Raw genomic sequence first — 24,836 nt, forward strand, 5'->3', positions numbered from 1 at the left:
GGTCAGCCGGACCCGAGGCGCCGTTGCTCCTCCTCCACGATGCGCCGGGCCAGCGAGCCGTCCGAGACGTCCACCGCGTCCGGCGTCGTCTCGGCGACATCGCTGCGCCGCGCGTAGGCGTCGAACAGCCGCTCCTTGCGGGCCAGGATGTCCAGCATCCGCTGGTCGACGCTGTCCGTCGCGAGCAGCCGGTGCACCTGGACCGTCCGTATCTGGCCCATCCGGTGCACCCGGGCCACCGCCTGGTGCTCGGTCGTCGGCTTGAGCTGCGGCTCGCACAGGATCACCACCGACGCGGCCTGCATGTTCAGCCCGACGCCGCCGGCCTGGATCTGGCTCAGCAGCACCGCGTGCCCGCGCGCGTCGGCGAAACCGTCGATCAGCCGCTGCCGCCGCCCCGCCTCGACACTGCCGGTCAGCGGCCCGAACACCCCCTCGCCCAGCGCCTCGCGCACGGTCTCCAGCACCTCGCGGAAGTACGAGAACACCACGACCTTCGCCCCGTTCTCCGCGGCCTCCGCGACCAGCTCGCGCAGCCGCTGGAGCTTGGCGGAGCGGTCCGGACACGCGTACGCCGCGCGTCGCATCCCCATGAAGTGCCCGGCCGCCACCGCCTCGTGATAGGCCGCCCGGTCCGCCTCGCTGAACTCCTCCCACTCGTCCACCTGGACCAGCGCCGGGAGTTCGGTGAGCACGTCCTGCTGGTTGCGGCGCAGATAGGCCGGGGCGACGGCGCGGCGGAACGCCTGGGAGCCGGCCGCGCCGTGCGTCGGGGTGACCGCGGGCGCCAGCTCGGGCCGCAACTGGCGGACCAGGCTGCGGAACTCCTCCACCCGGTTCTCCATCGGCGTGCCGGTCAGGAACAGCACGTGCTCGGTCCGCCGCGACCAGCCGGCCACCGCCCGGGACCGCCGGGTCTCCGGATTCTTCACGTAGTGCGCCTCGTCGACGACGAGCATCCCGGGCCGCACCCCGCCCGGCTCCAGGGTGTGCAGCCCGTCGAAGGTGGTCAGCGCCACCCCGCCGGACGCCCGCCACTCGGCGAACGCCGCCGCGCGCTCCGGCCCGTGCACCGGCAGGGCCCGCAGCGTGGAACGGGCCCGGACCTCCCGCGCCCAGTTGATCAGCACGCTCGCCGGGCACACCACCAGGAAGTGCGTCTCCCCGCGCGCCGCCAGATGCGCGAGCGCGGCGATCGCCTGCACGGTCTTGCCGAGCCCCATCTCGTCGCCGAGGATCACCCGCTTCTGCGCCAGCGCGAAACGGGCGCCGAACGACTGGTAGCCGCGCAGCGACACCCGCAGCCGGGCGTCGTCCAGCCGCAGCCCCCGCACCCGGTCCGCCATGCCCGACGGCAGGAAGCCCTCGGCCGCGTCCCGGTCCGGCCCGGTGCCCGACAGCTCCGCCAGCAGGCTGTAGTACTCCGCCGACCGCAGCTCGAAGTCCACCCACGCGGCGACCGGCGACTCCGGGTCCCGCAGCAGATCGACGGAGACCTGACCGAACAGCAGCGGCAGCTCCCGCTCCCGCGCGTCCGCCACGGCGTCCCGCACCGAGGCCACGGCCTCCAGGGCGCCGGCCCGCACCCGCCGCCGGGCGAAGACCAGCCGCAGCCGTCCCCGCGCCGGAGCGGCCGCGGTCAGCAGCGGGCCGAGCCGGTCGGAGAGCCGCCGCGCCCCGTCCACCGCCCGCCGAACGTCCGGGCCCGCGGCCACCAGCCGGTACACGGCGGTGACCAGGGCCGTCGTGGCGTCGTCGGGGGCGTCCACGTCTATCCGCAGGGCGACGGTGTCCCGGACCGCGTGCGCGATACGGGCCGCGGCGGCCAGCGTCTGGTCGGCGGTCTGCGCACCGACCCCTGGGATCTGGCGGAGCTCGTAGCGACTGGCCGCGTACACCTGGCCGACCGTCGTGAAACCGGCCTGCTCGACCGCGCCGATCCGCAGCCGGCCCTCCGTGACGTCCTTCAGCCGGGACACCGGGATGGCGGCCAGATCCTGCCGCACCAGCGCGTCCAGCAGCGGATCGAGGGCCGTGCGCACGGCCGCGACCGCACGCTCGTGGTCCGCCAGCACCGCACGGGCCGCCGCGAGGAGTCCGTCGGCCCGCGTCAGCAGCTCCCGGGCCGCCCGCCCGGTCGGTGCCCCGCTGTCCGTGGACCCGCCCTCAGCCATGTACGTCCTTACCGTCCCCGCACCTCGTGCCGCCGCTGTGCCAGGCGACCGCCCGGAGCGCACATATCGTCCCATGCGGCGCGGGCCGGGGCGGCGGAGGCCCGGTCAGCCGGCGGGCGGCCGGCGCTCGCCCGGGGGCAGCAGCAGCACCTCCAGGGCACGGGCGCAGGACCGGGCCCGCGCCAGGAACCAGTCCCGGCGCGCCTCGGTGATCACCGACGGGGTGGCCCGCACGGCCAGGGCGAAGCGGGCGTACCCGGCACCGTCCAGCACCGGCACCGCCAGCGTCCGCACGCCGTACGCGGACTCCCCGTCGTTGACCGCGTGGGCCGCCGCCCGGACCCGGGCCAACTCGGCCTCCAGGGCGGCGGGTTCGACGATCGTCCGATCGGTGAACGCGGGCAGCGGAGGCAGTGTGGCGGGCCCGCCCTCGCCCGGCCGCGCCCACGCCAGCAGGACCTTGCCCAGCGCGGTCGAGTGCAGCGGCCGGCGCAGCCCGACCTTCGGCGTCACCGAACCGCCCGCGACGATCACCGCGTGCGGACCGCTGCGCAGCGCCAGATCGGCGGTGGCCCCGGTGCGCCCGGCGAGATCGGCCAGCTCGGGCGCGGCCAGATGCAGACCCCGCTGGTGGTACGAGAGCCGGCCCAGCTCCGTCACGGCCGGACCGAGCCGGTACCGGGAGGTCCGGGCGTCCTGCTCCAGAAAGCCGGCGCCGAGCAGGGTGCGGGCCAGCCGGTGCGCGGTCGACGCCGAGAGCGAGAGCCGGCGCGCCAGGTCCGACGCGCTCAGATCCGGGCCGTTGTCGTGGAAGCAGTGCAGGACGTCCAGGGCGCGCCGGACCGCCTGCGCCCCGGCGGGCGCGCGCTCTGCCGCGGCCTCGGTCATAGGTCACTCTCCGCTCGCGTTCATGGGGTGGGGAGGTCTCGACCGTGTCATATGGCGGCAGCCGCACCGGGCCGAAACCCCCTGGTGAAACACTGTGTTCACGCCCGGTCCCACATCATGGGAAGCGAGTTGTGGGCGTGCGCGCCGCCGTGGCAGGCTGCGGTCCGTCACCACCGACGAGCAGAAGGGAGCAGTGCCATGGCCGGCCGCCGGTCCGCGTCACCCGCCCGCACCGCCCCGCTCCTCCTCGCCCTCACGCTGCGCCGTCACATCGACCTGGCCCGCGTGTCCAGCGCCGCCTGTCGCTGACCCTTCCCGCACCGCCCCCGGCCGGTCCCGTCGTCTGACGCGTCCCGCCGTACGCACCCGCACCCCCGTCCGCGCACCGGAGCGCCGCACCGCGCGCACCCGGAGGTGACGGTCCGCCGCGCCCGTACGCCGTGCCGCGCCCCGCCGTGCCCGTCGCCGTCCCCGCCCCGCCGAACTCCCGGGAGGACCCATGCCGTCCGCCGCCCTGCCCGACACCCTCTGGTTCACCCGCTGTCCCGTACCCACCGCCACCGGCATCGCGGCCGACCGGCGGTGGTTCACCGAGGAGTTCGCCGCCGACGGCATCTCCGTACGCTCGCTCCAGGACGCCGCCCCCGGCGCCGACCGCGCCGCGCACTACACCCACGCGCTGCCCGGCCTCTTCCGGGAGGGCGGCAACGTGCCCGCGCTGTGGGCCCGTTCACGCGGGGAGCGCACCCGGCTGATCGGCCTCACCTGGATCGAGGAGCGGCAGACCGTCCTGGTCGCGCCCGGCTCCGGCATCCGGGGCGCCGAGGCGCTGCGCGGACGACGGCTCGCCGTGCCCCGCCACGATCTGGCCATCGACTTCTGGCGCGCCATGGCGCTGCGCGGATTCGAGGGCGCGCTCGCCTCCGCCGGACTGACCTGGGAGGACGCCGTCCTCGTCGAGGTGCCCGCCGACGGCCGACCCGGCCAGTGGGCGGCCGAACTGGAGGCGCTGCGACGCGGCGACGTCGACGCCGTGTACGTGAAGGGCGCACTGGCCGTCGAGGCGGCCCGCCGGGCCGGGGCCGAGGTCGCCGTGGAACTCGACGCGCTGCCCGACCGCCTCCACCGCGTCAACAACGGAACCCCGCGCCCCCTCACCGTCCACCAGCGGCTCCTGGACGAACACCCCGGCCTGGTCGACCGCTTCCTGGCCGTCCTGCTGAAGGCCGCCGACTGGGCGGCGGGACAGCCCGGCGAGGTCGCCCGGATCCTCGGCGCCGAGACCGGGGCCGGCGCCGACGGAGTCGCCGGCGCCTACCGGCCCGGCACCCATCTGACCCTCCACCCCGATCTGTCCGCCGACCGCCTCGCCCTGCTCACCGCGCAGGAGGCCGGGCTCCGCGCCCACGGCTTCCTGCCCGAGCCCGTCGACATCGCCGCCTGGGCCGACCCCGGCCCCCTGCACCGCGCGGCCGGGCTCGCCCGTGCCGCCACCGCCCCACGAGACCAGAGGACCCCCTGACCATGCATCTCGCCCGCTCCCCGCGTACGGCCGCCGCCGCGGCCCTCCTCACGGTCTCCGCGCTCCTCGCCCTCACCGCCTGCGGCACCTCCGAGGCCGACAGCGCCCAGGACGGACCGGGCGGCCGGGCCACCGTGACCGTCCGCATCCCCGACCCCGGCAACTCCGGAGTGCTCGCCCGGGGCAAGAAGGACGGCAGCCTCGACAAGGCCCTCTCCAAGGTCGGCGCCGAGGTGAAGTGGACCGGCAGCGCCGGCCCGTTCGCCCCCGCCGCCCAGGCGATGAACGCCGGTCAGCTGGACATCGCCACCGGCTCCATCACCTCCGGCATCACCTCGCTCGCCCAGCGCCCCGGATTCAAGTTCTTCACCGCCGTCGCCCCGGACGCCGCCGGCGAGGGCATCCTCGTGCGCGACGGCTCCGGCATCCGCTCGATCGCCGACCTCGTCGGGAGGAAGGTCGCCGTCAACCAGGGCGGCACCGGGGAGTACCTGCTGCTCAAGGCCCTCGCCAAGGCCGGGATCCCGGCCGACCGGGTGACCCGGGTCTATCTGCGGCCGGACCAGACGGCGGCCGTGTTCAACGCGGGCAAGGTCGACGCCTGGGCCGTCTGGGCCACCTACGCCGTCGCCGAGATCGGCGGCGGCAAGGCCCACTTCGTCGCCGACGGCGCGGCGATCGGCTCCGACAACTACAGCCTCAACGCCGTCCGTACGGAGTTCGCCGCACAGCACCCCGAGGTCGTCAAGGCGCTCTACCGGTACCTCCACGACGCCAGCGCCGAGGAGAAGCGGAACCCCGCCGCGTACCTCAATGTCTTCACCGACGTCGGCCCCACCGCCGTCACCGGCCGGGCCGAGGAGGTCCAGACGGAATTCACCGCCAAGGGCGGCACCGTCGACCCCATCGGCCCCGAGGACATCACCCGCTTCAAGGCCGTCGCCGCCTTCTACGCCGAACAGAAGGTCACCCGCACCGAGGTCGACGTCGTCGCGCACCTGCTGGACGTGGAGACCCTGGGATGAGCGGCCCCGCCATCGGTCCGAAGACCGGAACCGGCGTGCTGCCGGGCGACGGAGGGCGCACGGAGCCGGACGCCCTCGCCGGGCTCGTCCGGCCCCGCCCCCGCACCGGCCGGCCGCGCGGACGCGCCTACGCGGTCACCGTCCGCGCGCTCGGCCCCGTCGCCCTGCTGGTCCTGTGGTGGGCGGCCTCCGCCACCGGACTGCTCACCCCCGACGTCCTCGCCTCGCCCGCCGACGTCCTGCGCGCGGTACGGGAGCTGTGGGGCAACGGGCAGTTGCCCGACGCCCTCACCACCTCCCTCACCCGCTCCGGCCTCGGCCTCCTCGTCGGACTCGCCGCCGGACTGACCCTCGGCATCACCACCGGCTTCACCCGCCTCGGCGACGAACTCCTCGACTCCTCGCTCCAGACCCTGCGCACCATCCCGTTCCTCTCCCTGGTCCCGCTGTTCATGGTCTGGTTCGGCATCAACGAGACGGCCAAGATCCTCCTCATCGCCGTCGCCACCACCTTCCCGATGTACGTGTCCACGGCGAGCGGGGTGCGGAACACGGACCCGAAACTCGTCGAGGCCGTGCGCAGCTTCGGGATGGGCCGGCTCGCCCTGGTCCGCGAGGTCGTCCTGCCCGGCGCCCTGCCGTCCCTGCTCGCCGGACTGCGGCTGTCGATGACGCTCAGCGTCATCGCGCTGATCGCCGCCGAGGAGATCAACGCCACCGCCGGCATCGGCTATCTGATGTCCCAGGCCCAGAGCTACGCCCGCACCGACGTCCTCGCCGTCTGCATCCTCGTCTACGGACTCCTCGGGCTCACCGCCGACATCGTCGTACGGCTCCTGGAACGCCTGCTGATGCCGTGGCGCACCCGGAAGGGAGCGGTCCGATGAGCTCCGCCGCCGTCCACGTGCGGAACCTGAGCCGGGTCTTCGACGGCCGGGCCGTCCTCGACGGGCTCCGGCTCGACATCGCCCGCGGCGAGTTCGTCGCCCTGCTCGGCGCGAGCGGCAGCGGGAAGACGACCCTGCTGCGCATCCTCGGCGCCCTCGACGGCGCCGACGGGGGAGAGGTGCTGGTCCCCGAGGCCCGCACGATCGTCTTCCAGGAACCGCGCCTCGTCCCCTCCAAGCGGGTCCTCGCCAACGTCACCGTCGCGCTGCCCCGCGGCCGGGCGGCCGACGGGCTGCGGGCCCTGGCCGAGGTCGGCCTCGAACGCCACGCGACGGCCTGGCCCGCCACCCTGTCCGGCGGCGAGGCCCAGCGGGTCGCCCTCGCCCGCGCCCTGGTCCGGGAGCCCGAACTCCTGCTGCTCGACGAGCCGTTCGCCGCGCTCGACGCGCTGACCCGGCTGAAGATGCAGGACCTCGTCGGGGAGCTGTGCCGCCGCCACCGGCCCGCCGTGCTGCTGGTCACCCATGACGTGGACGAGGCCGTCCGGCTCGCCGACCGCGTCGCCGTCCTGCGCGACGGCCGGCTGGTCACCGACGAACCCGTCACCGTCGCACGCCCCCGCGACCCCGGCGACCCCGCCTTCGCGGCCCTGCGCCGCAGGCTCCTCGCCGACCTCGGCGTCGAGACCGCACCGACGGCCCGGCCGCCCGCCGGACCGTCCACCGCACCACCCGTCCCGCCGTCCCCCGAACGAACCGAAGCCGGAGTGATCTGAATGACCCTCACCATCGGTGTCCACAGCAGCAACCCGTCCCTCTACTACCTCTACCACCTCTCCCGTCTCGGCTTCGCCCAGGAGGAACTGGCCCCGCTCGGCGAGACCGTCGTCTTCCACCCGTACACCAACGGCGTCCGCACCGGAGAGCTGCTGTCCCGGGGCGTCATCGACTTCGGCGGCACCGGATCCACCCCGCCGGTCACCGCCCAGGCCGCCGGACACGACATCGTCTACACCGCCGTCTCCGCCCCGCGCCCCGAACACGGCGCGCTCCTCGTCCCCGAGGACAGCCCCCTGACCTCGGCCGCCGACCTCAAGGGCACCACCGTGCACCTGGCGATCGGCTCCTGGCAGACCCATCTCGTCGCCAAGGCCCTGGACGACGCGGGACTCTCGTACGCCGACGACATCACCGCCGTCCGCTCCGGCCCCGACAGCGAGCGGCTGCTGCGCACCGGCAGGATCGCCGCCTGGGTCGCCCAGGGCGCCGAACTGGCCGCGGCCCGCCGCACCGGCGGACTGCGCACCCTGATCCGCACCGGCGACGTCATCAGCGACCGCTCCGTCTTCTTCACCCGCCGCGAGCTGGCAGAATCCCGCCCCGAGGCCGTCGAGGCGCTGACCCGGGCGCTGGAGCGCGCCGACGCCTGGGCCGCCGCACACCCCCGGCAGGCGGCCGAGATCGCCGCCGCGGACCTCGGCGGCTCGGCCGACGACTGGGAGACCGCGCTCGCCTCCCTGCCCTGGGCGATCGAACCCGTCGGCGACGCCTTCCTCGCCGAGCAGCAGGAGGCCGCCGACATCTTCCACCGCACCGGGTTCATCGACCGCCCGGTCACCGTCGCGCACGCCCGCGCGCGGGCCGCCACCGACAAGGCGGTATGACGACATGGCGACAGAAGTCCTCTGGTACGTCATCCCGCGCGAGGGCGCCTATCCCTGGGAGCCCGAGGGCAGACGCCCGGTCGACCTCGGCTATCTGACCCGGCTCGCCGGAGCCGTCGAACGCCTCGGCTACAGCGGGGCGCTCCTGGCCACCGACCTCTACGACGTCTGGCCGCTCGGCAGCGCGCTCGCCGCCGCCACCAGCACCCGGTTCAAGCCACTGCTCGCCGTCCACCCGGGGCTGATCGCGCCCACGCTGCTGGCCAAGACGGCCCTCACCTTCGACACGCTCTTCGGCGGCCGGCTCCGCTTCAACGTGGTGAACGGGTCCACACAGGCCCTGCGGGAGTACGGACTCCACGTGGAGCACGACGAGCGGTACGAGCTGAGCGCCGAGTACTGGTCGATCGTGAAGCGGCTCACGGCCGGCGAGGTCTTCGACCACAAGGGCCGCTTCTACGACCTGAAGAACGCCGGGGCCTCCTTCGGGGAGCTGAAACCCGTCCAGGACGGGCCCGTCCCGCTCTGGTTCGGCGGCTCCTCGGACCCCGGCATCGAGATGGCGGCCCAGCACGTCGACGTCTTCCTCACCTGGGGCGAGCCGCCCCATCTGCTGAAGGAGAAACTGGCGAAGGTGCGGGCCAGGGCCGCCGCGTACGGCCGGACCCTCCGCATCGGGCTGCGGCTGCACCTGATCGTCCGCGACACCGAGGACGAGGCCTGGGCCGCGGCCGACCGGCTCCTCGACGTCACGAGCGAGGCGACGTACGCCCGGCAGCTCGGCGACCGGGCCGGCGAGGACGGGGTGGGCTGGCAGCGGCAGTTCCGCCAGCACGGCGGCAAGGTCCCCGCCCGCGCCCGCGAACTGGAGGTCCACCCGAACATGTGGCCGGGCATGAGCCTGTTCCGGCCGGGTCCCGGCACCGCCGTGGTCGGTTCGACGGCCCAGGTCGTGGAGCGGCTGAAGGAATTCGAGGACCTGGGCGTCGACACCTTCATCCTCTCCGGCAATCCGCTGCTGGAGGAGGCCTACCGGGTCGCGGAGACGGTGCTCCCGGCCCTCGGCGTCACCCGCTGAGCCGCGGCCGGAGGCGTACGGCCCCGTCCCGTACGCCTCCGGTTCGCGCGGTGCCGTCCCCCGTTCCGCCGACGCGCCATGGATCGTTGATCAGTCGTTTATCGCGGCACGGCACTGTATGGCCCATGCTGATCAACACCGCGGCCGACCCCGCTCGCGCCTGGCAGGAGACGGCGCTGTGCGCGCAGACCGGGCCCGAGTTCTTCTTCCCCGCTCCCGGCAGCTCCACCCGTGAGGCCAAGCAGCTCTGCAACGCCTGCGAAGGACGCCAGGCCTGTCTGGAGTACGCACTCGACAACGACGAGCGCTTCGGCGTCTGGGGCGGTCTCTCCGAGAAGGAGCGCGACCAACTGCGCAGAGTCACCAACGCCTGATCCGCCCGCCGCGCGCACCGGGCGGGTGTGAACCGCACCCGCCCGTGCGAGACTTCGGCCTTCCGTACATCGTCCCGCGGGTCCCCGGCCGCACCGGCGGCCCGCGACGACCGCGAGGAGAAGCCGAGTTGAGCGAGTACGACTGCATCGTCGTCGGAGCCGGATCGGCCGGCTGCGTGCTGGCGGCGCGGCTGTCCGAGGACCCCACCGTCCGGGTCGCGCTCATCGAGTCCGGCGGCCCCGACCGCGGCACGGAGATCCGGATCCCCGCCGCCTTCCCCAAACTCTTCAAGACGGCCTACGACTGGGACTTCACCACGGCGGAGCAGCCCGCGCTCGGCGGCCGGGAGCTGTTCTGGCCGCGCGGCCACACCCTCGGCGGCTCGTCCTCGGTCAACGCCATGATGTGGGTACGCGGCCACCGCGACGACTACGACGCCTGGGCCGGTGCCGCCGGAGCCGCATGGGGCCACGAGGCGTTCGTCCCGTACTTCCGGCGCGCCGAGCACTGGACCGGACCCACCGGGCACGGCACCGTGTACGGCACCGAGGGCCCGCTCTTCGTCTCACCGCCGCGCGCCCCCTCCGCTCTGACCGGCCACTTCCTCGACGCCTGCCAGGACGACGGACTGCCGCTGCTGCCCGAACTGAACGCGCCCGACCACAGCGGTGCGGCCGTGACCCCGGTCAACCAGCGCCGCGGCCGCCGCTGGAGCGCGGCGGACGGCTACCTCAAACCGGCCGCCCGCCGCCCCAACCTCGACGTCCTCACCGGCACCCGGGTCACCGCCCTCGCCTTCGACGGCACCCGGGCCGTCGGCGTCCGCACCACGGGCACCGGCCCCGCCACCCTCACGGCCCGCCGCGAAGTCCTCCTTAGCGCCGGCGCCGTCGGCTCCCCGCATCTGCTGATGCGCTCCGGCATCGGCGACCCCGAGGACCTGGGACGGGCCGGGATCGAGGTGCTGGCCGCCTCGCCCGACGTCGGCCGCAACCTCCAGGACCACCTGTCGTACGCGGTGACCATGCACTGCCCGCGCCCGGTGACCCTGACCGGCGCCGACACCCCGGCCAACATCGCCCGCTATCTGCTGGCCCGGCGCGGCCCGCTCACCTCGAACCTCGCCGAGGCCGTCGCCTTCGTCCGCAGCGATCCGGCCCTCGCCGCCCCCGACCTGGAACTCATCTTCGCCCCGGCCCCCTTCATCGAGCACGGGCTGACCGCCCCGACCGAGCACGGCCTCACCATCGGCGTGGTCCTGCTCCAGCCCGCGAGCAGCGGCCGCATCACCCTGGACCCCGACGGCGGGGACCACGGCCCCGGCATCCGGATCGATCCCGGATACCTGACCGATCCGGCCGACCTGCCCCGGCTGATCGCCGGGGTGCGCCGTGCCGAGACCCTGTTCGCCTCGGGGGCGCTGGCCCCGCACACCTCGGGACCGATGGCCCCGTACCCCGGACCGGTCGACGACGACCGCCTCGCGGAGTCGGTCCGCGAGGCCGCCCAGACCCTGTACCACCCCGTGGGCACCTGCCGGATGGGCGAGGACGACGCGGCGGTCACCGATCCGCGGCTGCGGGTGCGCGGGGTGGACGGGCTGCGGGTCGTGGACGCCTCGGTCATGCCGCGCATCACCCGCGGCCACACCCACGCCCCGACCGTCGCCCTCGCCGAGAAGGCCGCCGAACTGATCCGGCAGGACGCACGGGCCTGAGGAGCGGCCCGGCCGGGGCGGGGCCGGGGCCGGATCAGGACGGGAGGCGGAACGTCTCGCCGTACACCTTCCAGGTCAGCGGAGTCTCCAGGGACAGGTTCCCGTCGTCGAGGAACGCGCGCTGGGCGGTGTCGATGCGCGAGGTGTCCTGCTGGTTCTTCTTCGACTTCATCACGGCACGCGCCGCGTCGAGGAACGCGTCCAGGTACACCGACTCGTCGCCGCCCTCCTCGACCGTGTCCGCCTCGGCGAGGGCGGCCCTGCGGATGCCGTAGAACTCGTCGGGCCCGGTGCCCGGCCCTTGGAGGACCATCGCGTCGAAGTAGATGTACTGGCCCAGGGTGCCGAGCCCGTCGAGCTTCGCCAGCCGGACCGCGGGGACGAAGTAGTCGTGCTCGCGCACCCGGTCCTGCGCGGCGCGGAACTCCGGGTCCTCGGCCGACTTCTTCCAGGCGGCCGTGAACCCGGGGTCCAGACCCTCGTGCGAGGCGGTGCCGTCGACCTTGCGCAGCGCCGGGAGGAACGGCGCCAGCGGACTGTCCGGGTGGTCCTTCGTGAAGGACTCGACGAACGCCAGCATGTCGTGGGTGCCGGAGCAGAAGCCGACGATTCCGGCGTTGTACCCGGTCCCGTCGTTGTTGTCCTCGATCGTGGCGTACTGGCTGCGCCAGTCCAGCGTGGAGCCCTCCGCACTGGCGAACAGCTTCCAGGCGATCTCCCGCTCCTTCGGCGCGGCGAGCCCCGCGGGCATCTTCGCGACCCGCGCGTCCATCTCCGCGCGCTCCTCGTCGTCCGCGGCGGCGTACGGATCGGCCGGCTCCGCGGACGCGGCGGCCGACGCCTCGGCGGTGGGGGAGTCCTCCGGCAGCCCGGAGTCGCCGCCGCTGTTGAAGAGGATCGAGGCGGCTATCGCTATCGGTATCCCGAAGAGCACCACGCGGGTCACAGGTTTCACCCGCCACAGCGTACGGTCCGTAAAGCGCTGGGGAGCGCCCGCCCCCGCACGGCACAATCGCCCCCATGACCGAAGCCCTGCTGAACGCGCTCGATCCGCTTCCGTACCCCGCGCGCATGCGCGAACTCGCGGCCCGCGCGCGTGCGCTGTCCGCCTCGGGAGAGCTGCGCGCCGTGCTCGACGCGCTGGACGGGGGCGGCCCCTACGAGCGGGGGACCGCCGTCGTCGCGGCCGCCGTCGGCGGGGACACGGAGTGGATCGGCGCCCGCGTCGGCGACCCGGACCCCTTCGTCCAGGGCCATGCGCTGAGGGTGGCGCGCAGCCTCGGCGTCCCGGACGAGGCGTACGAACGGGCCCTGGACGACCTGCCCGCCACCGCGCGGCGCCGGCTGCTCCGGGCCGTCGTCACCGACGGGCGCGGCGCGCTCGCCGCCCGGCTGATCGACCGGGTGCGCGCGGAGTGGGGCGACGAGGCGGCCACCCTGCTGCTGCCGGGCTGCCCGCCCGCGACGGCCGCCGCCCTGCTGCCGGACCTGCTGCACGCGGTGGCCGGCTGGAGCGCTCTCGTCCGCAGCCACCCCGACCTCCTGCTCGACGTCGTCGACGCGCAGCTCGCCGCCCTTGCGGCACCCCAGCGCGCCCTGCGCTGGCAGCGCGACGCGCCCGGCATCGCGGCCTGCGCCCGCGCCCGGCCGGACCGCGTCCTCGACCTCCTCGAACGCCTCGGCCCCGACGCCCTGCCGCGGCCCCTGCTCAGCACTGTCGGCACCCTCGCCGCCGCCGACCCCGCCCGCACCCTGCGCCTGCTGCTGCGCCCCGGCACCCGGCCGCTGCTGACGGGCGGCGCGCCGGCGCTCGGCCGCGGCACCCTGGTCCGGCTGGCCCGCACCGCGCCCGACGGGCTCGTCGTGGAACTGGGCCGCGCGCTGGCCCGGGACTCCCGCGCCCTGGCCCGGCTGCTCGCGGCCCTGCCGCCCCGCGGCCGCACCGCCCTGTACGCCTCGGTGACCGAGGGGCACGGACCGGGCAGGAACACCGTGGACCCCGTCGTGCTGGACGCGCTGCCCCGCGGCGGGGTCGCGGACGTGGCCCGCCGCGCCGCCGAACGGGCCGAACGGCAGGGCGAGGCATGGTCGACCGTGCTGCTCGCCCGCTCGTACCTGCCGGTGGCCGAGGTGTGGGACGACCTGCTCGCCGCCACCCGCCGGCCCCTGGCCGCCGACCGCGCGTTCGCCTGGCCGCTGCTGGTCCGCAACGCCGCACGCACCGGGGAGCCCGGCCCCGTCGCCGTCCTCCTCGACGACATGGCCCGGCTGCGCAACGAACAGGACCCGGTCCGCTCGGCCGCGCTCACCGCGCTGAGCACGGTGCCCGCGCCCCTCTTCACTGCGGCGGCCGAACCCGCCCTGGACCGGATCGCCACCGACGCCGTCGAGGCCCGCGACTCCTCGTACACGACCCGGCAGGCGCTCACCGCCCTCGCCGTGCGGCTGCTGCGCGAGCACACCGTCACCGGCCGGCACGCCCTCGTCAGCTGGGCCCTGCGCACCCTGGTGCGCATCTCCGGGAACACCGGGGGCGCCGACCTCGGACGGCTCGACCGCACCCTGCGCCGGGGCCAGGAGCACGCGGTGTTCGACGCGCTGCGGCCCTGGCTGGAGGCGGGCGCGGAGAAGAGCGACTACGGGCTCGTGTTCGCCCTGACCCGGGCGCTCGGCCGGCGCGCCGCCGGGCTGCCCGAACTCCAGGACCTGCTGTGGCAGGCGGTCCGCTTCGGCACCGCCGCGACCGCACGGACCGCCGTCGCCCTCTGGCTGGAGCCTGCCGCGACCCGGTCCGAGCGGGTGGAGCGGCTGCTCGCCCTCGACGCCTCGGCCGGCACCGTGCCCGAGGTGCTGCGCGTCCTGACCCGCGTCCGCACGGATCTGCTCGATCCCCTGCTCGCCACCCTGCCGCCGCACGGCCGCTTCCTCGCCCCCGGTGCCGCCTGGACCGTCCACCCGGGGCCCGAGGTGCGCCGCTGGGTGCCGCGTCAGCACCGCGCCGCCGCCCGCGCGCTGCGCCGCGCGGCCCGCGACGAGAAGCTGCCGCTGTACGGCCGCGCCGCCGCGATCGGAGCCCTGGCCTCCGTACCCGCGCTCGGCACCGACGCCGTACGGGAGTGGGCCGCGTCGGACGACGTCGTGCTGGCCGAGGCCGCGCTGACCGCCCTCGGCCGCACCGACCGGGCCGCCGATGTGCTCCCGGAGCTGCTGGCGCTGAGCGGGGACGACCGCGCCCGGGTCGCCGTCTTCGCCGCCGGACGGGCCTCCCGGAACGTCCGGCCCTCCGTGCTGGCACCGCTGCTGCGGGCCCGGCTGGCCCCCGGCACCGGAAAGGTGACCGCGCGGAAGGAGGCCGTCCGGCTCGCCGTGGTCCGGCTGCCCCGGGAGACCGCCGCCGATCTGGTCGCCGAGGCCTACGGGGCGCCCGGACAGCACGAGGACGTGCGGGCCGCGTGTGTGGCGGCCGCCGTGGAGCTGCTGGGCGACGCACGGATGTGGCGGATGCTGGCCGAGGCCGCGTCCGGCCCGGCCGTGCTGCGCGCCGCCGTTCTGGACGTGTGGCCGTTCTGCCTGCCCGCGGCGCACCGCGCCGGATACGCGCGCCTGGTCCGCGAGGTGTGCGCGACGGACGACGAGGAACTCGCCGCCTCCGCGCACGCGGTCGCCGCCCACTGGATCGCGTGGGAACCGGAGCTCGGTGCGGTCCTGGCGGACGCCGTCACGGATCTGGGGCGCCGCTCCTGGCAGGCGGCGGCCGGTGCGCTCGCCAGGGCCGCGTCCGCCGACTCCGGGGAGGCGGCGCGGGCCCTCCTGGGGGCTCTCGCGACGCTCTCGGACGCGGTGGCCGTGGAGGACGCGGACAGCGACCGCGACCGGCCCGCCCGGCAGCGCGTCGTCCACCTGGTGAACCGTCTCGTCGTGGGCGCGCGGACCCCCCTCGGTGCCCCGGACGGCGCCGTTCTGACCGACGCCGGCGAACTCCTCGCCCGCCACCGCGACCACATACCCCAGGCCGCCGCCCTGCTGGTGGAGACCGTGGATCCGCAGAGCGGACCCGAGGAGCTGTACACGGCGCTGGACCGGCTGGCCGGGCTGCACACGGGCCGGGCCGTCCTCGCGGCGCGCACCGCCGCGCGTTTCGGCGCGCGCGCCCGGGTGCACGTGGGCGAGGACGGCACGGCCGGTCTGCTCCAGGTGGCGGGGCGGCTCGCCGAGGACGGGCGGCTCGCCCACGGGCTGCTGGCGGTGAGCCTGGTCGCCACGGGCGGCCGGCACACCGGCTGGACCGGTCCGTGGCGCACCCAGCTGCGGCTGCTGCGGCGCCACCGGGAGGCCGAGGTGCGCGACGCCGCGTACGCGGAGGTCACTGCGCAGGAATGAGCCGTGGGGCCCGTGCCCGGCCGGCCACGGGCCCCACGGGCGTGTCCGGGGTCAGCCCTGGGCGCGGGCCGCCATCCGCGCCTTGCGCGCGGCCAGCTTCTCGTCGAACGTGGACGCCTCGCCGTCCAGCCCGTTCATGTACAGCCCCAGCTCCTCCTGGGCCCGCAGGCCGTCCGGGCCGAGTCCGTCGATGTCGAGGACCTTCAGATAGCGCAGCACGGGCTGGATCACGTCGTCGTGGTGGATCCGCAGGTTGTAGATCTCGCCGATGGCCATCTGCGCTGCGGCCCGCTCGAAGCCGGGCATCCCGTGTCCGGGCATCCGGAAGTTCACCACGACATCGCGCACGGACTGCATCGTCAGGTCCGGGGCGAGCTCGAAGGCCGCGCCCAGGAGGTTGCGGTAGAACACCATGTGCAGGTTCTCGTCGGTGGCGATACGGGCCAGCATCCGGTCGCAGACCGGGTCGCCCGACTGGTGGCCGGTGTTGCGGTGCGAGACCCGGGTGGCCAGCTCCTGGAACGCCACGTACGCCACGGAGTGCAGCATCGAGTGGCGGTTGTCGGACTCGAAGCCCTCCGCCATGTGCGCCATGCGGAACTGCTCCAGCTTGTCCGGGTCCACGGCGCGGGAGGTGAGCAGATAGTCCCGCATCACGATGCCGTGGCGGCCCTCCTCGGCCGTCCAGCGGTGCACCCAGGTGCCCCAGGCGCCGTCGCGGCCGAAGAGCGAGGCGATCTCGTGGTGGTAGCTGGGGAGGTTGTCCTCGGTGAGCAGGTTCACCACCAGGGCGATCCGGCCGATGTCCGTGACCTTGGACTGGTCCGTCCGCCAGGCCTCGCCGTCCTCGAAGACGCCGGGGAAGTTGCGTCCGTCGGAGAACGGGACGTACTCGTGCGGCATCCAGTCCTTGGCGACCTTGAGATGGCGGTTGAGCTCCTTCTCCACCACTTCTTCCAGCGCGTACAGCAGCTGGGCGTCGGTCCACGCCGGTGAACGGCCGAGGTGGGCAGAGGTGATCGTCACGGGGAGCTCCTGGGGACGGGAGAATTACCTACGGCTTCGTAGGTTACGAAACCGTAGGTTAAAGCCGGGGTAAGGCTCTGGCCAAGCCCGTCCCGGCGACCACTCCTCACGCGGTGTCATCGCCCCAGGTCAGCTGTGTACGGGGAGTGTGCGGCGGCCGGGCCGGCCCCCTGTGGCGGGAAGCTCCGAACAGTCGGCGTACTCGGAGCGCGGGCGCACGGGGGGCGCGGTCGGGTGGGCCGGATCAGAGCAGATGGTCCGCCGCTCCGGACTTCACGGCGGAGATCAGCGCCCGCAGGGCCTCCACCGAGTCGCTGACGTAGGCGGCGGTGTCGGTGGTCGAGCCGATGTAGGCCCGGCCGTGCTCGTCGAGGCCGAACCGGAAGCAGTTCGCTCCCTCGCTGCAGAAGGCCTCGTCCCAGCAGATGTCGTTCATGCTCTCTCTCCTCATAGGTCCTGCGCTATGCGCCGGATGAAGTCGCGCGACTCCTCCACGGGCAGCGCGAGTGCCCGCAGTCTTTCCAACAGGCCGCGGTAGCGCCTGAGTTGCATGTCCGCGTCCAGCAGGATCGAGCCGTGCGACGAATCGAGCTGCACGGTATCGAGCTGCGGGACGGCCGCGCCGACATAGGTGAACGACTGACCGGCCCCGGGGAAACCCCCTGCGGAGAACGGGATCGCCCGGACCGTGATCCGGTCGCGCTCGGACTGCTGGAGGATGTGCTCCAGCTGGGCCCCGCTCACCTTCGGCCCGCCGAACTGCATGCGCAGCGCGGCCTCGTGGATCAGCGTCTCGTACAGCGGCGGGCGGTCCCGTTCCAGCACCTCCTGGCGGCGCAGCCGCAGCGAGAGCCGGGCCATCAGATCGGGTCCGGGCAGCGGGGGGACGGCGGTGTCGAAGACTGCGCGCGCATGCTCCTCGGTCTGCAGCAGGCCGGGGATGTGCGTGGTGGTGGCGGTCGTCAACTCCACGGCGTGGTATTCGAGTTCGGCGATGTCCAGCAGGCTCGGCAGCAGCAGTCCGCGGTGCTCCTCCCACCAGCCCCTGGCCCGTTCCGTCGCCATCTCGGCGAGCAGGTCGACGAGTCCGGCGTCCGGGCAGCCGTAGTTGAAGGCCAGGGTGCGGACCCGTTCGGCGCTGATGCCGAAGCGGCCCGACTCGATATTGGGGATACGGGTGCGGTCCACGCCGAGCAGCGCCGCCGCCTGCTGTGCCGTCATCCCCGACTGCTCGCGCAACTTGCGTAGTTCGTACCCGAGTCGTTGTTGTCGTGCGGTAGGTGTACTTCGGGGTGGCACGGTGTGGTTCCTTCCGGGGCGAGAGTGGCGAAATGCCGGAACCACACAAGTAGTAGCACTGTGCTCCGGTCGTACGCTACGGTCGGTAGTGCCAGTCTCACACGGGGCGACCGCGCCGCTGTGTGATCGTCACCACACGTATGAGAAAGACGAGTCCCCTTGATGAAAGGCGCATTGCGTTGCCTTCCGGCCCCCGTGCCGGCGGGCCCCACCCCGCCGGAGGCGGACAATCTGAGCTATTCCTTCGCTCTGCCCGGCGGCGCCTTCTGCGCCGGTCTCGCCCGCCGCTCCGTGAGCGAACTGCTCACCCGGCACGGCCTGGACGAACTGCGCGAGACGGCGGTGCTCGCCGCCTCCGAACTGGTCGCGGCGGCCTACCGGTTCACCCCCGACCGCGAGATGCTGCTGCGCGTCCACTGGCAGTTCGACGCACTGCGGATCATCCTCTACGACCAGCATCCGGCGCACGAGTCGCCGGAGCGGTCGGAGGAGTGCCGCGAACACCGCAGCGCCAGCATGTGGCTGCTGGCCGCCGCGGTGGACGCGCACGGAGGGGACTGGGGGCTGACTCCCGCGCTGACGGCCTCCGGCGGCACCAAGGCCTGGGCCTTACTCCACCGGTGACCGCGTCCGCGTCCTGAGCCCCCGTCCCCGTACCGCCTCCCTCACACCCCCGGGCGCACCTCCTCGGCCGACGTGGTCCGCAGCCCGTCGTCGAGCAGCAGCCAGCGCGTGATCCCCAGCGATTCGAGGAAGGGCACATCGTGGCTCGCCACGATCAGAGCCCCCTCGAACGCGTCGAGTGCCGCCGTCAGCCGGCGCACGCTCGCCATGTCCAGATTGTTCGTCGGCTCGTCCAGCATCAGCAGCTGAGGCGCCGGCTCCGCCAGCAGCAGGGCGGCCAGAGCGGCACGGAACCGCTCACCGCCCGACAGCGTCCCGGCGGCCCGGTCCGCGCGCGCCCCCTTGAACAGGAAATGGGCCAGTCGCGCCCTGATCCGGTTGTTCGTGGCCTCCGGGGCGAACCTCGCCACGTTCTCCACCACGCTCAGCGTGTCGTCCAGTACATCGAGCCGCTGCGGCAGAAACCGCGCCGGCACCTGCACACACGTCGATCCGGACACCGGCGCCAGCTCACCGGCCAGGGTCCGCAGCAGCGTCGTCTTGCCCGCGCCGTTGCGTCCCACGAGGGCGATCCGTTCGGGGCCGCGGACCTCGAACCAGCCCGGGACCCGCGCCCCGTACAGCAGTTCCAGCTCCGTCGTCCGCAGCACCTCGCGGCCCGGGGGGACCTTGGTGTGCGGCAGTTCCACCCGGATCTCCTCGTCCTCCCGCACCGCCTCGACCGCCTCGTCCAGGCGCTCCCTGGCCTCGGCCAGCCGTTCGGCGTGCAGGATGCGGTGCTTGCCCGCGGACTCCTGGGCGGAGCGCCTGCGGGCGCCCATGACGATCTTCGGTTCGCGCTTGTTCTCCTGCATCTTCTGCCCGTAGCGCTTGCGCCGGGCCAGTTTGACGCCGGCCTCGGCGAGTTCGCGCCGCTGGCGGTGGACATCGGCCTCGGCGACCCGCACCATGCGCTCGGCCGCCTCCTGCTCCACGGCCACCGCCTCCTCGTACGCGGAGAGGTTCCCGCCGTACCAGGTGACGGAGGAGTCCCGCAGATCGGCGATCTGGTCGACCCGCTCCAGCAGTTCGCGGTCGTGGCTGACGACGAGGAGCACCCCGTGCCAGGCGTCGACGGCCGCGTGCAGCCGGGCGCGGGCGTACAGATCCAGATTGTTCGTCGGCTCGTCCAGCAGCAGGACGTCCGGCCGGGCCAGCAGCAGCGCCGCCAGCCGCAGCAGCACGCACTCGCCACCGGACATCTCGCCGACCGTGCGGTCCAGCCCGAGACGACCGAGACCGACCTGGTCGAGCATGGCCCGCGCCCGCTCCTCCACGTCCCAGTCGTCGCCGACGGCGGCGAACGCCTCCTCGCCGGTGTCACCGGCCTCGATGGCGTGCAGCGCCGCCCGGGTGCCCGCGATGCCCAGGGCCGCGTCGACGCGCAGCGCGGTGTCCAGGACCAGGTTCTGCGGCAGATAGCCGATCTCGCCGGCCGTGGTGACGCGGCCGTCCAGCGGGGCGAGTTCCCCGGTGACCAGCCGCAGCAGCGTGGACTTGCCCGAGCCGTTGAGCCCGATCAGTCCGGTGCGGCCGGGGCCCACGGTGAGGTCGAGGCCGTCGAACACCTGGGTGCCGTCCGGCCAGGAGAAGGAGAGGGAGGTACAGCTGATATGGGTGAGAGGGGTGGACACGAGGAGACTCCCGGTTGCGTGGAAGGGGCGTGGGCAACGGGGCGAGACACCGGCCACGGGCCTTCCACGGAAGGGATGTTCCTACGGTGGAGAGAGAAGCCCAGGTCGCGGAGGACGGCTCGAAGAGCTGAGGTCACACTCGGGCACGCGGACATGAGGACATGGCACGGCGTGCGACACGGTGTCTCGGGACCTCAGACGAACAACGTCCTGCTCCGATCGGCGACGACAGGGACGCGTACGACGCTACGGGCGCGCCGGGGGCGGGGCAACCGATTTGAGCGGCCGGCCTCCGCGCGGGCCGGGGCGCGCCCCGCTCAGCGCGGTCCGTCCAGCAGCCGCGCCAGACCCCGGTCCAGTTCGAGGAAGCGGTGCTCGTCCCCGGCCGGGACCAGCTCCTGCGCGCGCCGCAGGAACCGGCGCACCTCGTCCGTCCGTACGTGCACCATCGCGATGCCCTCCGCGGCGTGGAACTCCAGCACCGTGCGGTCGTAGCCGAAGGGCCGCACCCGGACGTCGCCGAGGCCGGCCGGGGTGTCCATCCCCGCCGCCAGCAGCTCCCGGGAGAACTCCCAGAGCACCGCCGTGCCCTCCAGCGTCGCCGGCGCGGGGAACGCCATGCGCACGGCGAACGGATCCGCCGGGTCGTAGCTCAGCACGGCGGGAAGCGTCTCCATCCGCGGAGCGGATGCGACCATGCGGGCCTGTACGGACTGCTCGATAACGGTGGACACGACCTGCTCCCTCTCGCGACCGGACGGACGGTTCCCGGCACTGATACAGACGACCGAACACGCGGTTCCGTGCACCGGGACGCGGCGTGAGCTGCGTCACCGCGCACCGCACACCGCTCCTGCTCGGGTGCCCCGATCCACGTCCCGCACCCTGGACGGGGCGCGGCCCGTGGGTTAGCTTCCAGCGCCATGAGGGCCAAGGGGAAGACGCGACGACTGATGTCTCTGGGAATGTGCGGGGCGGCGCTCGCCGCCGTGCTGTCCGCACCCGCCGCCCACGCGGCATCCGGGACACCGCACCGGACCGGCCACGCGCCGGACTGGACGGCCACCGACACCGGGACCGACGCCCGCTTCCGCGGCCTCGCGGCCGTCGACCGCCGCACGGCCTGGCTGGCCGGCTCCGGGGGAACGGTGCTGCGCACCACCGACGGCGGCCGCCACTGGGCCGACGTCTCGCCGCCCGGAGCGGCCGAGGAGGCGCTGGAGTTCCGCGACATCGAGGCCTTCGACGCCCGGCGGGCGGTGGCGCTGGCCATCGGCGAGGGCGAGGCCTCCCGGGTGCTGCGCACCGACGACGGCGGAAAGACCTGGAAGGAATCCTTCCGGAACACCGACGCGCGGGCCTTCTACGACTGCCTGACCTTCTTCGACAGCCGCCACGGCCTCGCCATGAGCGATCCGGTGGACGGCCGGTTCCGCATCCTGGCCACCGACGACGGAGGACGCCGCTGGCGGGTCCTGCCCTCCTCGGGCATGCCGGAGGCGCGGCCGGGCGAGGCCGGATTCGCCGCCTCGGGACAGTGCCTGGTCTCCTCCGGCCCCCGGGACGTGTGGCTGGCGACCGGCGGTGCGCAGACCGCCCGGATCCTGCACTCGGGCGACCGGGGCCGGACCTGGACCGCGACCGCCGCGCCGATCCGGGCCGGGGACCCGGCCCGCGGCGTCTTCGGCCTCGCCTTCCGGGACCGCGCCCACGGCATCGCGGTCGGCGGCGACTACCGCGCCGACCGGCCCTCGCCCCGCGCCTCGGCCGTCACCTCCGACGGCGGCCGCCACTGGAGCGCCGCCCGGACCCCGTCCCCCGACTACCGTTCGGGCGTCGCCTGGCTGCCGCACAGCCGCTCGGCCGCGCTCGCCGTCGGCCCGACCGGCACGGACCTCACCACGGACGGCGGCCGCACCTGGCGCACGATCGGCACCGGCTCGTACGACACCGTCGACTGCACGGCCGACGGCGGCTGCTGGGCCGCGGGCGAACACGGCCGCGCCGCACGGGCGTTCGTCGGATGAGAGGCGGTCAGACCCGCTGACGGTACGGCGCCAGCGCGTCCGAGGTCTTCGTCGCGATGAACTCCGTGACCCGGTACGCGCAGACGCCGTGCACGGCGAACGGGTCCGTCTCCGTGAGCCGGACGATCGTCTCCCGGTCGTCCCCCACGGCGAGGATCACCCCGCCGTCACGCGGGTTCTTCCGCCCCGACGCCACGAACACCCCGGCCGCGTACTGCGCGTCGAGCCAGGCGACATGCTCCGCCATGACCGCGTCGACACGGTCGAGCGGGGCGGTGTAGGACAACTCCAGTACGAACATGATCACCACGGTACGGGAACGGCCCGTCCGCCCCGCCCGCCCGGACGGGTCGCTCCGGCCACCCCCTAGGCTGGGCGCCACCATGACTGCTTTCCGGATGCCCGCGGACGAGGCCGAGGCCCGTGCCGTCCAGGACGATCTGCGCACCCGTGTCGTGCTCGACGAGCCGGGGCCCGAGCCGGGCACCGGCCGGGTCACGGGGGTCGACGTCGCCTACGACGACGAGCGGGACGTCGTCGCCGCCGCGGCCGTCGTCCTGGACGCCGCGACCCTGGAGGTGGTGGCCGAGGCGACCGCCGTCGGCCGGGTGACCTTCCCGTACGTACCCGGACTCCTCGCCTTCCGCGAGATCCCCACCGTGCTGGCCGCCCTGGAATCCCTGCCGGCCGACCCCGGACTCGTCGTCTGCGACGGCTACGGCCTGGCGCACCCGCGCCGTTTCGGCCTCGCCAGCCATCTGGGCGTACTGACCGGACTGCCGGTCATCGGCGTCGCGAAGAACCCGTTCACCTTCACGTACGAGCAGCCGGGGCCCCGGCGCGGGGACCGGTCGCCGCTGCTCGACGGCGGCGAGGAGGTCGGCCGGGCACTGCGCACCCAGGACGGCACCAAACCGGTGTACGTCTCGGTCGGACACCGCACCGGCCTGGACAACGCCTGTGCCCACACCCTGCTGCTGGCCCGGGACTTCCGCCAGCCGGAGACCACCCGCCGCGCCGACGCGCTGTGCCGGCGGGCGCTGCGCGAGGCCACGGCCTGAACGCCCCGGGGCGGCCGGCCGGTCAGGCCGGCGAGAAGACGTGGTTGCTGATCAGCCGGGTGGCGCCCACCACCCCGGCGACCTGGCCGAGTTCGCCCAGCACGATCGGGAGGTTCCCGGTGGCCAGCGGCAGCGACTGGCGGTAGATCTGGGTGCGGATGCTGGCCAGCAGATGGTGTCCGAGGCCGGTGAGCCCGCCCCCGATGACCACCAGACCGGGGTTGAAGAAGCTGACGAGACCCGCGATGACATGGCCCGTGCGGGTGCCGCCCTCCCGGATCAGGTCCAGCGCCTCGGTGTCCCCGGCCGCCGCGGCCGCCGACACGTCCTCGGCGCTCAGCGTCCCCGCCGCCGCGAGCCGGGCGGCCAGCGGCTCCGAACGGCCCGATCGGGCCAGCTCCGTCGCGTCCCGCACCAGCGCGAGCCCGCTGAAACACGCCTCCAGACACCCCGTGTTGCCGCACAGGCACCGCGGCCCGTCCGCCACCACCTGGATATGGCCGATGTCCCCGGCGCTGCCCGTCACGCCCCGGCGCACCTCGCCGTCCACGACGATGCCGCAGCCGATGCCCGTCCCCAGCTTCACACAGAGGAAGTCCCGCACCGAACGGGCCACGCCCGCCTGCTGCTCGCCCAGCGTCATCAGGTTCACGTCGTTGTCGACGAGGACCGGGCAGCCCAGTTCGCGGGTCATCTCCTCGCGGACCGGATAGCCGTTCCACCCCGGCATGATCGGCGGCGCCACGGGAACGCCCTCCGGGAACCGGACCGGCCCGGGAACACCGATCCCGGCACCGTCGAAGTGCTCCACCGACGTGGTCCGCCGCAGCTCGGCGACCAGCTCGCGCACCTGCGCGAAGACCGCGACCGGCCCGTCGCGCACATGGAGCGGGGCGGCGAGATGGCCCAGGATCTCCAACTCCGCGTTGGTCACCGCGACATCGACCGAGGTCGCCCCGATGTCCACACCGAGGAAACGCATCGACGGGGCCACCCGCACGTTGTACGAACGACGGCCCCCGCGCGAGGCGGCCAGGCCGTCCGGGACGATCAGTCCGGCCTCCATCAGCCGCTCGATCTCGAACGCGAGCTTCGAGCGCGACAACTCCACCAGATCGCCCAGCGCGACCCGCGACTGCGGTCCGTGGTCGCGCAACAGGCGCAGCAGCCGGGCCTGATGCAGATTGGCCGGTCGGACCGTGGAACTCCTCACGCCGCCCCCGAGATGGTGAATGCCGTGTCCCCGGCTCGTGTTCGGGCGGGGATTCCGTCGGACGGTAGCATCGTGCCGCCGATGGTAAAAGAAACTTATGCGCCGTGCCGCGGGTCTTTCCATCGGGGATGGACAAAGTCGTGGGGCGCCGGTGCGCCGGGGCCCCGCCCTCCGCACGCGGGCGGGCCCGGCGGGGGAGTCCA

23 protein-coding genes are annotated in these 24,836 nt (G+C 74.2%); 13 read left to right on the top strand and 10 right to left on the bottom strand.

Features of this window, described 5'->3' with window-relative positions; genetic code table 11:
* Window positions 1-2 precede the first annotated feature (2 nt).
* Both ACZ4FH_RS14675 and ACZ4FH_RS14680 read right to left on the bottom strand, forming a co-directional pair.
* Entirely contained in the window at window positions 3-2,174 is a 2,172-nt protein-coding gene (locus ACZ4FH_RS14675; RefSeq protein WP_467304810.1) for a DEAD/DEAH box helicase, read from the bottom strand.
* 105 nt (window positions 2,175-2,279) lie between these two features.
* Window positions 2,280-3,062, bottom strand: a complete 783-nt coding sequence (locus tag ACZ4FH_RS14680; RefSeq protein ID WP_467304812.1) for an IclR family transcriptional regulator — start codon at window positions 3,060-3,062, stop codon at window positions 2,280-2,282.
* Between the two features lie 198 nt (window positions 3,063-3,260).
* On the opposite strand from ACZ4FH_RS14680, the gene ACZ4FH_RS14685 reads away from it, so the two are divergent.
* From ACZ4FH_RS14685 to ACZ4FH_RS14725, 9 genes are all read left to right on the top strand, one after another.
* Window positions 3,261-3,371 (top strand): putative leader peptide, encoded by a 111-nt coding sequence (locus ACZ4FH_RS14685; protein WP_467304814.1) that lies wholly within the window; start codon window positions 3,261-3,263, stop codon window positions 3,369-3,371.
* 190 nt (window positions 3,372-3,561) lie between these two features.
* Complete coding sequence (locus ACZ4FH_RS14690) at window positions 3,562-4,584, top strand: ABC transporter substrate-binding protein (RefSeq protein WP_467304816.1); 1,023 nt, start codon at window positions 3,562-3,564, stop codon at window positions 4,582-4,584.
* A 2-nt stretch (window positions 4,585-4,586) separates the two neighbouring features.
* A complete protein-coding gene (locus ACZ4FH_RS14695; RefSeq protein ID WP_467304818.1) occupies window positions 4,587-5,609 on the top strand; it encodes an NrtA/SsuA/CpmA family ABC transporter substrate-binding protein in 1,023 nt (340 codons plus the stop codon).
* Window positions 5,606-6,496, top strand: coding sequence for an ABC transporter permease (locus tag ACZ4FH_RS14700; protein ID WP_467304819.1), 891 nt, complete (start codon window positions 5,606-5,608; stop codon window positions 6,494-6,496). The genes ACZ4FH_RS14695 and ACZ4FH_RS14700 overlap by 4 nt, the downstream gene beginning before the upstream one ends.
* Window positions 6,493-7,272: an ABC transporter ATP-binding protein gene (locus ACZ4FH_RS14705; protein WP_467304820.1), complete on the top strand. Its 780-nt coding sequence runs from the start codon at window positions 6,493-6,495 to the stop codon at window positions 7,270-7,272. The genes ACZ4FH_RS14700 and ACZ4FH_RS14705 overlap by 4 nt, the downstream gene beginning before the upstream one ends.
* Window positions 7,273-8,160, top strand: coding sequence for an ABC transporter substrate-binding protein (locus ACZ4FH_RS14710; protein WP_467304822.1), 888 nt, complete (start codon window positions 7,273-7,275; stop codon window positions 8,158-8,160).
* Window positions 8,161-8,164: 4 nt separating this feature from the next.
* A complete protein-coding gene (locus tag ACZ4FH_RS14715) occupies window positions 8,165-9,238 on the top strand; it encodes an LLM class flavin-dependent oxidoreductase (protein WP_467304824.1) in 1,074 nt (357 codons plus the stop codon).
* A 125-nt stretch (window positions 9,239-9,363) separates the two neighbouring features.
* Window positions 9,364-9,612, top strand: coding sequence for a WhiB family transcriptional regulator (locus tag ACZ4FH_RS14720; protein ID WP_383638348.1), 249 nt, complete (start codon window positions 9,364-9,366; stop codon window positions 9,610-9,612).
* A gap of 128 nt (window positions 9,613-9,740) precedes the next feature.
* Window positions 9,741-11,330, top strand: a complete 1,590-nt coding sequence (locus tag ACZ4FH_RS14725; RefSeq protein ID WP_467304826.1) for a GMC family oxidoreductase — start codon at window positions 9,741-9,743, stop codon at window positions 11,328-11,330.
* A gap of 34 nt (window positions 11,331-11,364) precedes the next feature.
* Here ACZ4FH_RS14725 and ACZ4FH_RS14730 read toward each other — a convergent pair whose 3' ends face one another.
* Window positions 11,365-12,276 carry a chitosanase gene (locus ACZ4FH_RS14730; RefSeq protein ID WP_467304920.1) on the bottom strand — a complete coding sequence of 304 codons (912 nt, stop codon included), beginning with the start codon at window positions 12,274-12,276 and terminating at the stop codon, window positions 11,365-11,367.
* A 74-nt stretch (window positions 12,277-12,350) separates the two neighbouring features.
* On the opposite strand from ACZ4FH_RS14730, the gene ACZ4FH_RS14735 reads away from it, so the two are divergent.
* A complete protein-coding gene (locus ACZ4FH_RS14735) occupies window positions 12,351-15,710 on the top strand; it encodes a hypothetical protein (RefSeq protein ID WP_467304828.1) in 3,360 nt (1,119 codons plus the stop codon).
* Window positions 15,711-15,761: 51 nt separating this feature from the next.
* Here the strand turns inward: ACZ4FH_RS14735 and ACZ4FH_RS14740 are convergent, their stop codons facing one another.
* The 3 genes from ACZ4FH_RS14740 to ACZ4FH_RS14750 all read right to left on the bottom strand — a co-directional run bounded on the left by ACZ4FH_RS14740 (window position 15,762) and on the right by ACZ4FH_RS14750 (window position 18,035).
* Window positions 15,762-16,736 carry an acyl-ACP desaturase gene (locus tag ACZ4FH_RS14740; RefSeq protein ID WP_467304829.1) on the bottom strand — a complete coding sequence of 325 codons (975 nt, stop codon included), beginning with the start codon at window positions 16,734-16,736 and terminating at the stop codon, window positions 15,762-15,764.
* 244 nt (window positions 16,737-16,980) lie between these two features.
* On the bottom strand, window positions 16,981-17,172 hold the full coding sequence (locus tag ACZ4FH_RS14745; RefSeq protein ID WP_467304831.1) for a hypothetical protein: 192 nt from the start codon (window positions 17,170-17,172) through the stop codon (window positions 16,981-16,983).
* An 11-nt stretch (window positions 17,173-17,183) separates the two neighbouring features.
* Window positions 17,184-18,035, bottom strand: coding sequence for a helix-turn-helix domain-containing protein (locus ACZ4FH_RS14750; protein ID WP_467304835.1), 852 nt, complete (start codon window positions 18,033-18,035; stop codon window positions 17,184-17,186).
* A 195-nt stretch (window positions 18,036-18,230) separates the two neighbouring features.
* On the opposite strand from ACZ4FH_RS14750, the gene ACZ4FH_RS14755 reads away from it, so the two are divergent.
* Entirely contained in the window at window positions 18,231-18,659 is a 429-nt protein-coding gene (locus ACZ4FH_RS14755; RefSeq protein WP_467304836.1) for an ATP-binding protein, read from the top strand.
* Window positions 18,660-18,700: 41 nt separating this feature from the next.
* Here ACZ4FH_RS14755 and ACZ4FH_RS14760 read toward each other — a convergent pair whose 3' ends face one another.
* Window positions 18,701-20,332, bottom strand: a complete 1,632-nt coding sequence (locus ACZ4FH_RS14760; protein WP_467304838.1) for an ABC-F family ATP-binding cassette domain-containing protein — start codon at window positions 20,330-20,332, stop codon at window positions 18,701-18,703.
* A 317-nt stretch (window positions 20,333-20,649) separates the two neighbouring features.
* Complete coding sequence (ssgD, locus tag ACZ4FH_RS14765; protein WP_467304839.1) at window positions 20,650-21,066, bottom strand: spore wall synthesis regulator SsgD; 417 nt, start codon at window positions 21,064-21,066, stop codon at window positions 20,650-20,652.
* Window positions 21,067-21,285: 219 nt separating this feature from the next.
* On the opposite strand from ssgD, the gene ACZ4FH_RS14770 reads away from it, so the two are divergent.
* Complete coding sequence (locus tag ACZ4FH_RS14770) at window positions 21,286-22,359, top strand: WD40/YVTN/BNR-like repeat-containing protein (RefSeq protein ID WP_467304841.1); 1,074 nt, start codon at window positions 21,286-21,288, stop codon at window positions 22,357-22,359.
* Between the two features lie 7 nt (window positions 22,360-22,366).
* Here the strand turns inward: ACZ4FH_RS14770 and ACZ4FH_RS14775 are convergent, their stop codons facing one another.
* Complete coding sequence (locus ACZ4FH_RS14775) at window positions 22,367-22,660, bottom strand: YciI family protein (RefSeq protein WP_467304843.1); 294 nt, start codon at window positions 22,658-22,660, stop codon at window positions 22,367-22,369.
* Window positions 22,661-22,742: 82 nt separating this feature from the next.
* Here ACZ4FH_RS14775 and ACZ4FH_RS14780 point away from each other — a divergent pair, with 82 nt between their 5' ends.
* Complete coding sequence (locus tag ACZ4FH_RS14780) at window positions 22,743-23,420, top strand: endonuclease V (RefSeq protein WP_383638318.1); 678 nt, start codon at window positions 22,743-22,745, stop codon at window positions 23,418-23,420.
* A 22-nt stretch (window positions 23,421-23,442) separates the two neighbouring features.
* Here ACZ4FH_RS14780 and ACZ4FH_RS14785 read toward each other — a convergent pair whose 3' ends face one another.
* Window positions 23,443-24,633, bottom strand: coding sequence for an ROK family protein (locus tag ACZ4FH_RS14785; RefSeq protein WP_467304844.1), 1,191 nt, complete (start codon window positions 24,631-24,633; stop codon window positions 23,443-23,445).
* Window positions 24,634-24,836: the final 203 nt, after the last annotated feature.

The organism is Streptomyces sp. NPDC024555 (assembly GCF_055559335.1).